The following is a 12,980-nucleotide window of genomic DNA, read 5'->3' as shown; positions in this document are numbered from 1 at the left end:
CCGCCCGGTCAACCGGCAACGGCGGACCGGGCGGGAGCATGTTCGGGCCGGAGCCCGTCGGCGGTGTGCCCCACCTCCGCGAACCTGCGCGCGGGTTTCTCCAGGGCGGTGCGGCGCGCCCGGCGCGACGGCGCCGCCACGGTGGCGGAGGACGTCGGGAGGGTGAACCACACGACCTTGCCGGACTCGCCGTCCGGCCGGACGCCCCAGCTCTCGCTCATGGCGGCCACCATCGCCAACCCGCGCCCACAGGTGGCCAGAGGTTCGGCGTCGTCGACCACGGGCATCCGCGGGTCGTGGTCGCGCACCGAGACCGTGAGCCGGTCGAGCAGCAGCTCTATCTCCACGGTGCACGTCTTGTCGGGCTGGGCATGTCGGTGGACGTTGGACAACAGCTCCGTCACACCGAGCGAGGCCCGGTCGATCAGGGCGTCCAGATGCCAGTAGCGCAACTGCGCAGAGACGATTCTGCGGACCTGGCCGATCCGCGACGGCAGGGCTTGGAGCTCCACCGTGCAGTGCCTGCTTGGGTAGCTGATCACGGCTGCGACTCCCCGACGTGAGGTCCGGAAGAACACGGAGTTCGGATCCAGCAGGGCGCCTTCGTGACACTGCCGCCCGCTGTCGTGGCCGGCGGGCTGGTTCGCAGCGTTATCGCCGGTAAACCCAGAGTGACGTGAGAACAGAGTGACGCAGGGGGTGGGGTACCGCAACTCGCGGACACCTCAGCCGCCGCGCCCCGCCGCCCTGCGCACGGCCTCGATGAAGCGCCGTGCGGCGGGCGGCCCCGGCTCGCCCGGAGCGGGGTCGTGGTCGCCCAGAGTGAGCAGGTACCGCTTGCCGTTGAGATCCGCCGTGGCCCGGTCATCGGGACCGAACCAGGGCTTGGAGGCGCGCACCGCCTGCACCGGCGCGCTGTCGATCTCACTGCCGTAGCTGGTCAGCAGCTCGAGCCGGCCGTCGCTGATCCGGACCTGTCCGGCCCGAGTGAGGGAACGCAGCCGCTTCCCGATCCGCACGCCCGTGGCCCTGAACTCCGGCTCCGCCATGCCACCCGCCCCCTTGTGCGCGTCGGTGCACCGGCCCCGCTCTGCATGGTGTCCGGCACAGGCTCGTGTCCTGATCCAGTGTGCCCCCGCCCGGAGGCTTGCTCCGGCTGGTGCCTGTACCCATGCCGGTACCCCTTTCGGAGCCCCGGTCCCGCGGTGAAGTCTGCCCCCACCCGGCGTCGAGCACCAGTACAGCGGACCCCCTCTCCTGGGGGCGCCCGGAGCACATGCGTAAGTGCGCCCCCGGGACCGCGCGCCCCCTTGCACCGGGCCCTGCCCCAGGGGGCGCTTTGGGGGGCTCAAAGGTGCGTTTATGCAGGTGAGAAGCGTGCGGAAGATGCATATGATCGGGGTGTCGGCCGCGCGACGCGTCGTCGGCGCGCAGCGTTAGGAGCCCCCCCCGTGAGCACTCCCCAGCAGACCCGGACCGGTGTGACCCTCGACGTCGACCACAGCGACGCCGCCTACCGCGCATGGCTGAAAGAAGCCGTCCGCAGAGTCCAGGCCGACGCCAACCGCTCGGCCGACACGCACCTGCTCCACTTCCCCCTTCCGGAGCGGTGGGGCATCGACCTGTACCTGAAGGACGAGTCCACCCACCCCACCGGCAGCCTCAAACACCGGCTCGCCCGCTCCCTCTTCCTCTACGGCCTCTGCAACGGCTGGATCCGGCCGGACCGCCCGGTGATCGAGGCTTCCAGCGGCTCGACGGCCGTCTCCGAGGCGTACTTCGCCAAGCTCATCGGCGTGCCCTTCATCGCCGTCATGCCGCGCACGACGAGCGCCGAGAAGATCCGCCTCATCGAGTTCCACGCCGGCCGGTGCCACTTCGTGGACGACTCCCGCACGATGTACGAGGAGTCCGCCCGCCTCGCGGCCGAGACCGGCGGCCACTACATGGACCAGTTCACCTACGCCGAACGGGCCACGGACTGGCGCGGCAACAACAACATCGCCGAGTCCATCTTCCGGCAGCTGCGGATGGAGCGGTTCCCCGAGCCGGCGTGGATCGTCGCCACGGCGGGCACCGGCGGCACCTCGGCGACCCTCGCGCGCTACGTCCACTACATGCAGCACGACACGCGCGTCTGCGTGGCCGACCCCGAGAACTCGTGCTTCTTCGAGGGCTGGACCACCGGCGATCCGGACGTCACCTGCGACTGCGGCTCCCGTATCGAGGGCATCGGCCGGCCCCGTATGGAACCGAGCTTCGTGCCCGGCGCGATCGACCGGATGATGAAGGTGCCCGACGCGGCCAGTGTCGCCGCGGTACGGGCACTGGAGCGGGCCATCGGCCGCAAGGCGGGCGGCTCGACCGGCACGGGCCTGTGGAGCGCGCTGAAGATCGTCGCGGAGATGGTGTCCGAGGGGCGGCAGGGGAGCGTCGTCACGCTGCTGTGCGACCCGGGGGACCGGTATCTCGACAAGTACTACTCGGACACCTGGCTGGCCGCCCAGGGGCTGGACATCGAGCCGTACACGGCCGCGATCGACTCGCTGCTGGAGACGGGCGTCTGGCCCGGCTGAGCCGGGACACTGGCCCGCCGGTGCCGGGCGCTACGACGCCGCGAGCCTGCGGTCCAGTGCCGTGACGGCGTCCCGGAACGCCTTGGCCTGAGCCGCCCGTACCGGCTTCATGGCGAGCCGGTACGCCGCCGCCCCGTCGGTCGCGAACGTCCACCGCACCCGGGTCCCGGTACCGGCCGGGGCGAGCCGCCACTCCTCGGCGATCGCCCGCACCCCGGGCACGTTGGTGACGTCGACGCGATAGGCGTACACCTCGGGTTCCTCCGCCGCGATGACCGACTCCCGGAACCGGACGCCTCCCAGGAGCCGGATGTCGCGCCCCTTCCCGCCGTCGATCGGGCGGGCGGCCGTCACCTGGGGGAACCAGTCGACCCAGCCGGGCACGTCCTCCAGCGCGCGGTAGACCGCCTCCACCGGAGCGGAGATGTCCCGCTCGGAGACATGCCGTACGGGCGCGGTCCCGACGAAGTCGAGCCCTACCGGGCGCAGACGGTGAGCCATGGACGAAGCCCTCCTGGTGAGGGAGCGGGCGATGACCGGCAGCGTCACCCTAGCTGGCGACCCGTCAGCTGTCTGCCTCTTCGTCGGGCTCCCCGGCCACCACCAGCCGCCGCAGATGCTCCACGACCACCCCGCGCGCCTCGTCCGGCAGACCGGCGTCCGTCACGAGCGTGTCGATCCGCTCCAGCGAGGCGAACGAACTCAGCCCCACCTTGCCCCACTTGGTGTGGTCGGCGACCACCACGACCCGCCGGGCCGACTGCACGAGCCGCCGGTTGGTCTCCGCCTCCGCGAGGTTCGGCGTGGACAGGCCGGCCTCCACCGATATGCCGTGCACCCCGAGGAACAGCAGGTCGAAGTGGAGCGCCGCGATCGCCTGGTCGGCGACCGGCCCCACCAGCGAGTCGGACGGGGTGCGCACACCGCCGGTCAGCACGACCGTGGCCGCGCCCTGCCGCGGACCCGACGTGCGCTGCGCCGCGTGAAAGACGTCGGCCACCCGCACGGAGTTGGTGACCACCGTCAGGTCGGGCACGTCCAGCAGCTGCTGCGCCAGCGCGTACGTCGTCGTACCGCCGGACAGGGCGATCGCCGCGCCCGGCGCGACCAGCTTGGCCGCGGCCCGTGCGATGTCCTCCTTGGCGGTCAGCTCCAGCCCCGACTTGGCCTCGAAGCCCGGTTCGTGCGTGCTCGCCTCGACCACCGGGACCGCGCCGCCGTGCACCTTCTCCAGCACGCCCTGGCGGGCGAGCGCGTCGAGGTCGCGGCGGACCGTCATGTCCGACACGCCGAGCTTGCGCGTCAGCTCGTTGACCCGGACCCCGCCCCGGCGGCGGACCTCGTCGAGGATCAGGGATCGCCGCTGCTCCGCGAGCAGGTTCTGATTCTCGCTCACGTACGCTCCGGTCCTTTCGCCTCAATGCCGTCCGACAGGCCCAGCACACCTGGCCCAACCAGGACATTCTCCCCGGCTCCGGTGCGCGGACGCCCCATCCTTGCATGTCGGGGAGCCGGCGGCGCCACCGACCGCTGGTCGCGCACATGTCACATGAGGCCGCATCCGTCGCTCCGCAGTGTTACGGATCGGGGAGATTCCGTGACAGGAGGTGTGCGGCGCCGCAGAAGTGGAGATCCTTGTGCCCGCACGGACAGAGCCGACGGCGTGTCACGGGGGAAGTGCGAATCAGTGGAACGTGCGCAGGAACATGTGTCGACCGGCGGGCCGGACCAGCCCGCCCAGCGGCCCGGCGAGACCGGGACCGCCCTGGAACTCCTGGTTCACGGCGTGGGCGGCACCACGCCGCAGGAGATGCTCAACGATCCGCGCACGGTGCGGATCACCGGCGACGACATCGCGGCCGTCTTCCGGCGCGCCGACGACGTCGACGCGGAGACCAGCCCAGACGACCGCCGCCGCGACGAACCGGTGCCCGAGGCCTACGTCTGGTGCAACCTCACCTCCGGCAACGGCACCCGCGCGCTGTGGTTGTTGCTGCTGCCGTTCATGGTCGTCAACCTCGCCCACTGGATGCGCCCCAGCGCCCGGGGCCGCCGCCGCACGGTGCGCCTGTACGGCCTCCTGGTGCGGCTCGCGGGGCTCACCCTGACGGTGCTGCTCGTCGCCGCGGCCTGCGAGGTCGCCCTCGACCTGGCGGCCTGGCAGTGCGCGGGCACGCGCGCGTGCGCCGACCGGCACTCCTGGCTGGGCTTCCTCTCACCCACCGTCTCGGACGGCGGCTGGTGGAGCAGCCCCGGCCGCAGGCTCGCCCTGGCGTCCTTCGTCCCGGCCGCCCTGACCGGTCTGCTGTGGTACCTGTCCCGGCGCACCTGGAGCGACTACGAGTCCCAGCAGCCGCTCGCCCGCGACCCCGAGCCCGACGACGGCGCGACCGCGCTGGGCCGGCCCGGCTTCTGGTACGGACGCCGGCTGGTGGCCCGGCTGCGCGCCGCGCACACCGCCGCCGGGCTGGTCACGGTCGCCGCCGCGGTCGCCGGCGCCGCCGCCCGCCACGACCGCGAGCCCGGCGGCCCCGCCGTACTGAACACCCTGGGCCTGCTGCTGGAGGCGGCCCTCGTGGCGTGCGCGGTCGCCGTGGTGTGGGTGGTGTGCCGCCGGGGCCGCAGCGAGAGGCGCCTCGACCGGGAACTGGACGAGCGCTTCGTACGACGCCTGCCGCTCGCCGCCCTCGTCCTGCTCGCGCTCGCCCTGCTGTACGCGGGGTGGGAGCGCCCCGGGTGGGAGTCGGCCGGCCGGCTGCCGGGCGACGCCGCCTTCGGCGGTCTCGCCCTGGTCCAGGGCCTGCTCGTGATCGTCCTCGCCGGCGTCGCCCACGCACTGCACCGCACCGACCCCGACCGGCGGGCCGTGCTGCGTGGCCTCGGCGGACCGGCCGTCGCGATGCTGGCCTGCGCCCTGGGCGGGGTGATGTCCGGCGGCGTGTCGCAGCGCGTGTCCGACTGGCTGGACGGCACCGAGACGTCGATCGACGGCCCGCCGGTCCTGCTGACCTGGCAGGCGTCCGTGATCCCGCCCCTGATCGTGGTGCTCCTGGTGCTCTTCGGCTGGCTGGCTCACCGCGCCTGGCAGCTCGCCCGCGCCGAACGCGAGGCGGTGGCACGCGACTACCCGGACGAGGCCCAGGACCGCGCCCGCACCCGCCGTATCGCCTACACCCGCGCGATGGCCTCCCTCACCGACCGGGGACCCCGGATCGTCGCCGTCACCTCGGGCGTCACCCTGCTGCTCGGTGCCGCGGCCCTCGTGGGCGCCATGGCCACCGACGAGACACCGGGCGAGGCGGCGCAGGGCACCTACCCCGTCGTCCACGGCGCCGCCGAGACCGCCGAGGCCCTCGGCTCGTGGCTGATCGGCCTCGGCTTCCTGCTGTTCGTCACCTGGGGCAGGCGCGCCTACAAGGACGCCGCGGCCCGCCGCACCATCGGCATCCTGTGGGACGTCGGCACCTTCTGGCCGCGCGCCGCCCACCCCTTCGCCCCGCCGTGCTACGCCGAGCGCGCGGTGCCCGACCTGACCTGGCGGATCGCGACCTGGACCCGCGTCACCGGGGGACGGCTGGTCATCTCCGGGCACTCGCAGGGCAGCGTGCTCGCCGCCGCCGCGGCCTGGCAACTCGCCCCGTCCACCCGCAAACGCGTCGCGCTGCTGACCTACGGCTCCCCGCTGGAGCGGCTCTACGGCCGCTGGTTCCCGGCGCACTTCGGCCCCGCCGCGCTCAACTCCCTGCACCGGGAGGTGGACTGCTGGCGCAACCTGTACCGGCTCACCGACCCCATCGGCGGCCCGGTGCGCCTGCCCGGCAACCACGACCTCGGGGTCGACCACGCGCCGTTGACGGACCCGCTCTCCTACGGCCGCACCGACCTCCACCCGCTGCCCGCGCCGATCCTCGGCCACTCCGACTACCAGGCGGACCCGGCGTTCGCCGAGGAGCGCCGCAAGCTGCTGGCCCGACTGCGGCCGGGCCTGCCGGCACCTCGCCACACGGCCGAGCAGCCCTGCCCGGGGCCCGAGGCGGATCCTCAGAGCAGCTCGGGCAGGTCCCCCGCGTAGAGCAGCGTCAGGTCGTCCGTGCTCGGCTCGGCGAACTGGGCGACCCGGCTCGCGTGTCGCTCGACCATCGCCTCGAAGGTCTGCCGCGCGGTACGGCCGTTGCCGAACGCCGGGCCCTTCGGGAGCTCCGCGAAGTACGTCCGCAGGGCCTCCGCGGCGCCGGGCGCCAGCCGGTACTCGTGCTCCTCGGCCTGCTGCTCCACGATCCGCAGCAGGTCCTCGGGGTCGTAGTCGCTGAAGGTGATGGTCCGTGAGAACCGGGACGCCACACCGGGGTTGACCGACAGGAAGCGCTCCATCTCGGCCGTGTAGCCCGCGACGATCACCACCACCGCGTCCCGGTGGTCCTCCATCAGCTTCACCAGCGTGTCGATGGCCTCCTTGCCGAAGTCGCGGCCCGCGTCCTCCGGCGACAGCGCGTACGCCTCGTCGATGAACAGCACACCGCCGCGCGCCTTCTCGAAGGCCTCCTGCGTGCGGATCGCGGTCGAGCCGATGTGCTCGCCCACCAGGTCGACCCGGGACACCTCGACCAGATGGCCCTTCTCCAGCACACCGAGGGACGCGAGGATCTCGCCGTACAGCCGCGCGACCGTCGTCTTGCCCGTGCCGGGGGAGCCGGTGAAGACCAGGTGCCGCTTGACCGACGCCGCCTTCAGGCCCGCCTGCTGCCGGCGCCGGCCGACCTCGATCATGTCGGTGAGGGCGCGCACCTCGCGCTTGACGCTCTCCAGGCCGACCAGCGCGTCCAGTTCACCGAGGACGTCCTTGGAGCTGCGGGCCGGCTGCTCGGGCTCCGCGATCGAGGCCAAAGGCTCCGGTTCGGTGCGCTGCCCCGGGACCGCGCCCAGCAGGCCGGGGGAGTGGCTCACCGTCTGCACGGCCGTCGCCGGCGCCGTCGGTTCCCGCAGTCCCGCGCTCTCGTCGCTGGTGCAGTCCTCGACCAGGGGGCCCGTCCCGGACGACGCGTCCGCGCCGCTGTCCGCGAACTCGTAGCCGCCGCGCGCGCACCGCTCCGTGCGGCACTTCCGCAGCGTCGTACGGCTGCCGTCGATCACATGGAAGCCGTAGCCGCCGCTGCCCGTCACCCGGCAGTTGTGGAAGCTGCCGCGGCCTCCGGCCGACACGTACACCCCCGCCTCCGCGGGTGAGTCGATCGTGCAGCGCTCCACCGTGGGGTCGGCGCCCTTGGTGACGATGACGCCGGTCTGGGTGCCGTCCAGCGTGCAGTTGCTGAGAGTGCCGCCGCTGCCGTGGTCGCGGAACCAGGCGCCCGTCGCCGCGTCCCGGATCCGGCAGTCGTCGAGCTGAGCGGTCGCGCCGTCGCTCACCGACACGGCCGTGTTGCGCACCTGCGACAGGTCGCTGTCGACGACGTCCGCGCGCGAGCCGCGGTCGAGGACGAACAGGGCGTCCGGCACGTCGTGCACCCGGCACGAGTCGAGCACCGCGGTGGCGCCGTCGCTCACCCACACCGCCGGGTAGTCGCCCGTGCTGTCGAAGATCTCGCACTGGTTGGCGTCCACGCGTGTGCCCGGGTCCCACACCGACAGGCCGTTGCGACCGAACTGCCGCACCGTGGTGCGGGTCAGCGTGAGGACGGAGCGGGAACGCAGGTCGACCGCGTTCTCCGGGATGTCGTGGATACGGCAGTCGGCGAGCGTGAGCACGGCGTCCGTGTCGAGCGTGACACCGTCGGCCGTCGTGCGGTGCACGTCGCAGTCGGTGAGGTGCGCGGTGGCCCGGCCGGTGATCTGCACACCGCTGCCCCGGACTTCGTAGATCTCGCAGCCCACCGCCTCCAGCGCCGAGTTCTCCCCGGTCGCCGACAGGCCCGAGCCCGAGGTGTGGTGCACCCGGCAGCGCTCCAGACGGGGGTGGGCGCCGCCGCGCACCGCCACGCCCGCCTGGCCGGCCGCGACGACCTCGCACTCCTCGAACACCCCGCCCGCGCCGTCGAGTACGGCGATGCCGATGCCCGCCGGATTGTCGACCGCGCAACGCCGGACCGTGGGCCGGGCACTGCCGCGCACCTCGATCCCGGCCGCCGACCGCGTCACCACCCGTACGTCGCTCAGCTCAGGAGTGCCCTCTTCCACGAGCACCGCGGGGGCGGCCGCGTCCTGGCCCTCCACATACAGGTCCTGGACCACCGCCGAGGCGCGCACGGTCAGCGGCACGCCGTCCACGGGCGCGATCCGCACCGAGCCCGGGGAGCCCTCGGGCCCGCGCAGCGTCACCGCGCGCTGCACGACGAGGTTCTCGCGGTAGGTGCCGGGGGCGACCGTGAGGACGTCTCCGTCGGCCGCGGCCTCCAGGGCAGCGGCGAGCGATGCGTACTCACCCGTGCGGCGCCGCCACCGCGACGTGCCGGTGTGCGTCACCTGGACCGTGCCCTGTGCCATGGTGTAGCTGTGCCCCCACCTCGGTCGTACTGATGGCTGGCTCGCCTTCGGGACGCTCCCACCGGTGTCGGAACCGCGACCGTGCCGGACCCCCTCGGGCCTGCGCGCGCACGCGGCATCGAAACCGGCGCGCCCCTCCTGCTCGCTCGCGCGCGGGTTGTGCCGAACGGTTCGGCCGGACCACCGTAGCGTGCGCGCCGGTGGTGGGTTGACCAGAGCCGGAAGGCTTTCAGCTGCCGGTGCCCGTCCTGCCCCAGTCCGGGCCCGCCCTGTCCCATGCCTGGTCCCAACGGGCGTACCGGCGGCGGGCCATGCGCCAGACGATCAGCCGTCTGCCGCCCTCGACGAGACCGCCGACCGCCAGGGCCGCGCCGAAGCCGGCGAGGACCGCGTGTGTCGACGCCGTCGCGGAGTCGAGGGGGCGGGCCACCATCCTGCCGTGCCGGTCGGTCCATATCCGGAACTCGTCGCCCTGCTGGGGGTCCTTGAGGCCGGCCAGCACCGGGCCCTGATGCTCGCTGCCGTCCGGTGCCGTCCAGTCGGCGAGGACGCGGTTGCGGAGGTCCCGGCCCGTGGAGGTCTCCGGGTCGGCGTCCAGCGGGGAGCGGTCGAGCTTGCGGACCACTGTGGCCGTCACCAGGCGCCGCGCTTCGTGCTGCTCGCGGACGGAGCGCTGGAGGGCTTCCTGGGCGGAGCCTCCGACGAGGGCACCGGCCGCCGGGGCGGCCAGGAGGATCAGCACCAGGGCCGCCAGAGCCACCCAGGCCTCGGCCAGATCGGTCGCACGGCACAGCGGGTTGCGCCGCCAGCGCCAGAGTCCGCTGATCGCTCGCACCGCCTGCACCCCCTTCCCGCTCCGTGATAACCCCCGGCGGAGCCGTCCACGCGCCGCGCCGGCGAAGAGAGAGGGAAATCACCTCGCACCGGCGACTCTCATGAACTTCTCACACAAGGCCAACGCCCGGACGCATGGGGCGGTTCCCGCCCGGGGCGCAGGCCTCCGGCCCGGGCTGCTCCAGGATCCTGACGGGGTCACCGACCCGGATCGTGCCCCGGGACAGGGGCACCAGGTTCTGCCCGAAGACCAGCTTGCCGCCGAGCCGCCGGTGCCGCCCCAGGCTGTGCAGGGGTTCGCGGCCGCGCTCGCCCGTGCCCTGGTCGGTGGTGATCACCACGCACCGTCCGCAGGTCTTGGCGACGCGGAAGGGCACGTCCCCGATGGCGAGGCGCGACCAGTCGTCCTCGGCCCAGGCGTCGGTGCCCGACACGACCACGCTGGGCCGGAAACGGTTCATGGGCAGCGGGCCCTCGTCCGCGTGGTCACCCTGCGCGATCAGGGCGTTGAGGGCGTCGAGGGAGGCCGTGGTGGTGAGCAGCAGCGGATAGCCGTCGGCGAACGAGACGGTCTCGCCGGGACGCGCGTACTCCGGGTCGACGGGCCGGCGCGTGGCCGGGTCGTCCATGTACGCGAGACGCACGCCGATGCCGAGATAGGTACTGCCCCAGGCATGCGCGGCCTCGTCCTCGGCCGGGACCGCGTCGACCTTGTCGCGGAAGATCTCCACCGGCATCCTGCCCAGCGGCCGGGGAACGGGCACCGTCAGGGGCTCCATGCCGGGTGCGGACAGCCGGACGCCGCCGTCCGGCAGAAGCTCGGCGGCGGCCAGTGCGAGGCGCGGCTGCCGGCGCTGCGTGACGACCTTTCCCCCGTCGTCGACCAGCACCCAGCGCCGGTCTCCGGTCAGCCCCCAGGGCTCCACGACGGTCTCCCGGGGCGCGAAGCCCCGGACCGCCTTGACCGGATGGACGTGGATCGAGTGCAGGCGTGCGTTCCCCATGGGGCCATCGTGCCAGCCGACACCGACAGCCCCCGGGCAGGCGGCTCAGTAACCGCGGTACTGCTGGTTGTTGTACGGGTCCTGATAAGGAGCCTGGGCGGGCCGGGGAGCCGCGGGGCGCATCGCCTCGTAGCCCGCGCCGGGTGCGGCGGCCGGACGCGGCTGCTGCGGCTGGGGACCGGGGTAGCCACGCGGTGCGGTGGCCTGCTGCGGGATGTACGCGGCGGGCGCCTGCTGGAGCGGGGAGGGATGCTGCGCCTGCGGATAGCCGTAGGCGGGCTGGGACGGGGCTGCCGGGAGGGCCGGCAGCGCCGACGGGAGCGCGGGCAGGTGGCTGCCCGGCGTGTCGTACTGGGCGGGGACCCGGATCGGGGCGATCTGCGGGGTGCCCCGCTCGGCCACGAGCTTGTCGTAGATCGGGGTGTCCGGGAAGGAGGCGGAGTAGTAGCCGCCGCCATAGGTGGAGCGGGGGGAGGTCATGGCACATAAGTTAAGCCCACGATGTGCTGGTTGGGGAGACCGATAAGAGGGTTGTTTTCCGTGTCCGCAGTGACCAGGGATCCCCAATGCGAGCGAACTCGGCAAAAAGGGGCGCCGATCAGGGCCCTGATCGTGTAAAGGCCGAGTTCCGGGGGGTTGCCAGGGGTTGGCCGGTTGGTCACCGGGGTTCTTCCGGTGGCGGCGCCTGGGAGTTCGCCGCCGGGAGGAATAGGTTGTGCGAACGGAACTCGACGGGCGGCCGGGATGTGCCTGGCGCGGTGACACGCAATGGGGGCGGACGTGCAAATGTTGAAAGGTTCAAATACTCCTGTGCCTACCGCGGCGCTGCGGGTGGAATTGGGCTGGCGGGCCGGACCCGCGGTGCCCGACGCCGACGCCTCCGCACTGCTGCTGGTAAGCGGAAAGGTCCGCTCCGACGCGGACTTCGTCTTCTACAACCAGCCCGCGCACTCCTCCGGCGCCATCCGGCACGAGGGAAAGCGCAACGCCGACGGCCGGGTGGCCGACACGCTCCTCGTCGACCTCACCCGCGTGGAGCCCGCGATCGAGACGATCGTCCTCGCCGCCTCCGCCGACGGCGGCACGTTCGGGCAGGTCCCGGGCCTGTACATCGAGGTCCAGGACGCCGCCCGGGGAACCCCGGTCGCCCGCTTCGACAACCCGGGCGCCACCACCGAAACCGCTTTCGTGCTCGGCGAGTTCTACCGCCGCCAGGGTGCCTGGAAGTTCCGCGCCGTCGGCCAGGGCTACAGCAGCGGACTCGAAGGACTGGCCACGGACTACGGCATCACGGTGGACGAGCCGCAGCAGGTGGCCCCGACTCCGGCCCCGGCCGCGGCTCCCGCGCCTCCGGTGGCCGCGCCCCCGGCGCACACGCCCCCGCCGCCGGCCCAGCCCGTGGCACCGCCACCGCCGGCCGCGGCCCCGGCGGCACCGCCCGAGCCCGTCCGCCTCACCAAGGTGACGCTGACCAAGGCGGCCCCCTCCGTGTCGCTCACCAAGCAGGGCGGCACCTCCGGCGCCCTGCACGTGAACCTCAACTGGCAGGTCCGCAAGCAGTTCTCGGGGTGGAGCAGCAAGTTCGGCCGCCCGGCCGCGATGCACTCCGACCTCGACCTCGACCTGTGCGCGCTGTACGAACTCACCGACGGCAGCAAGGGCGTCGTACAGGCCCTCGGCAACACCTTCGGGGCACTGCACCAGCCCCCGTACATCCACCTCGACGGTGACGACCGTACCGGCGCCGTGTCGACCGGTGAGAACCTCACCGTCAATCTCGACCACAAGAACGCCTTCCGGCGCATCCTCGTCTTCGTCACCATCTACGAAGGCGCCCGCTCGTTCGCCGACCTGAACGCCACCGTCACCCTCCAGCCGCAGTACGGCGCCCCCATCGACTTCTCCCTCGACGAGTGCACCGTTCCCTCGCCCGTGTGCGCGCTCGCCCTGATCACCAACACGGGCGGGGACCTCGTCGTGCAGCGGGAGGCGCGCTATCTCGTGCCCGAGCGCGGGGTGAGCCCGCAGCGGACCGTCGACTACGCCTACGGGTGGGGCATGAACTGGACCCCCGGCCGGAAGTGACTCC

At 72.9% G+C, this 12,980-nt stretch carries 11 protein-coding genes; 3 read left to right on the top strand and 8 right to left on the bottom strand.

Annotation, left to right across the window (positions count from 1 at the left end; genetic code table 11):
• Positions 1 to 8 precede the first annotated feature (8 nt).
• A complete protein-coding gene (locus HDA41_RS03685; protein WP_184980619.1) occupies positions 9 to 542 on the bottom strand; it encodes an ATP-binding protein in 534 nt (177 codons plus the stop codon).
• Positions 543 to 725: 183 nt separating this feature from the next.
• On the bottom strand, positions 726 to 1,049 hold the full coding sequence (locus tag HDA41_RS03680) for a hypothetical protein (protein ID WP_184980617.1): 324 nt from the start codon (positions 1,047 to 1,049) through the stop codon (positions 726 to 728).
• A 402-nt stretch (positions 1,050 to 1,451) separates the two neighbouring features.
• On the opposite strand from HDA41_RS03680, the gene cds1 reads away from it, so the two are divergent.
• Positions 1,452 to 2,576, top strand: a complete 1,125-nt coding sequence (gene cds1 / locus HDA41_RS03675; RefSeq protein ID WP_184980615.1) for an L-cysteine desulfhydrase Cds1 — start codon at positions 1,452 to 1,454, stop codon at positions 2,574 to 2,576.
• A 30-nt stretch (positions 2,577 to 2,606) separates the two neighbouring features.
• On the opposite strand, the gene HDA41_RS03670 is transcribed toward cds1, so the two are convergent.
• Together HDA41_RS03670 and HDA41_RS03665 are read right to left on the bottom strand one after the other, a co-directional pair.
• The gene (locus tag HDA41_RS03670; RefSeq protein ID WP_184980612.1) at positions 2,607 to 3,077 is read right to left on the bottom strand and encodes an SRPBCC family protein; all 471 of its coding nucleotides are present in this window, start codon (positions 3,075 to 3,077) and stop codon (positions 2,607 to 2,609) included.
• A 64-nt stretch (positions 3,078 to 3,141) separates the two neighbouring features.
• Positions 3,142 to 3,972: a DeoR/GlpR family DNA-binding transcription regulator gene (locus tag HDA41_RS03665; protein WP_184980610.1), complete on the bottom strand. Its 831-nt coding sequence runs from the start codon at positions 3,970 to 3,972 to the stop codon at positions 3,142 to 3,144.
• 291 nt (positions 3,973 to 4,263) lie between these two features.
• Here HDA41_RS03665 and HDA41_RS03660 point away from each other — a divergent pair, with 291 nt between their 5' ends.
• The gene (locus HDA41_RS03660; RefSeq protein ID WP_376706763.1) at positions 4,264 to 6,648 is read left to right on the top strand and encodes a hypothetical protein; all 2,385 of its coding nucleotides are present in this window, start codon (positions 4,264 to 4,266) and stop codon (positions 6,646 to 6,648) included.
• Here the strand turns inward: HDA41_RS03660 and HDA41_RS03655 are convergent.
• The 4 genes from HDA41_RS03655 to HDA41_RS03640 form a co-directional block, all read right to left on the bottom strand.
• Positions 6,618 to 9,053, bottom strand: coding sequence for a right-handed parallel beta-helix repeat-containing protein (locus HDA41_RS03655; RefSeq protein WP_184980608.1), 2,436 nt, complete (start codon positions 9,051 to 9,053; stop codon positions 6,618 to 6,620). The two genes, HDA41_RS03660 and HDA41_RS03655, sit on opposite strands and share 31 nt — an antisense overlap.
• Positions 9,054 to 9,282: 229 nt before the next feature.
• Positions 9,283 to 9,888 carry an Rv1733c family protein gene (locus tag HDA41_RS03650; RefSeq protein WP_184980606.1) on the bottom strand — a complete coding sequence of 202 codons (606 nt, stop codon included), beginning with the start codon at positions 9,886 to 9,888 and terminating at the stop codon, positions 9,283 to 9,285.
• Positions 9,889 to 9,997: 109 nt separating this feature from the next.
• A complete protein-coding gene (locus HDA41_RS03645) occupies positions 9,998 to 10,891 on the bottom strand; it encodes an MOSC domain-containing protein (RefSeq protein ID WP_230299832.1) in 894 nt (297 codons plus the stop codon).
• Positions 10,892 to 10,936: 45 nt separating this feature from the next.
• The gene (locus HDA41_RS03640) at positions 10,937 to 11,371 is read right to left on the bottom strand and encodes a DUF6643 family protein (RefSeq protein ID WP_184980604.1); all 435 of its coding nucleotides are present in this window, start codon (positions 11,369 to 11,371) and stop codon (positions 10,937 to 10,939) included.
• A 306-nt stretch (positions 11,372 to 11,677) separates the two neighbouring features.
• On the opposite strand from HDA41_RS03640, the gene HDA41_RS03635 reads away from it, so the two are divergent.
• Positions 11,678 to 12,976 (top strand): TerD family protein, encoded by a 1,299-nt coding sequence (locus tag HDA41_RS03635; RefSeq protein WP_184993117.1) that lies wholly within the window; start codon positions 11,678 to 11,680, stop codon positions 12,974 to 12,976.
• Positions 12,977 to 12,980 lie beyond the last annotated feature (4 nt).

The organism is Streptomyces caelestis (genome assembly GCF_014205255.1).
GTDB lineage: Bacteria > Actinomycetota > Actinomycetes > Streptomycetales > Streptomycetaceae > Streptomyces > Streptomyces caelestis.
Note: the sequence above shows the minus strand (reverse complement) of the source record. Positions and strands in the feature narration are given on the sequence as shown.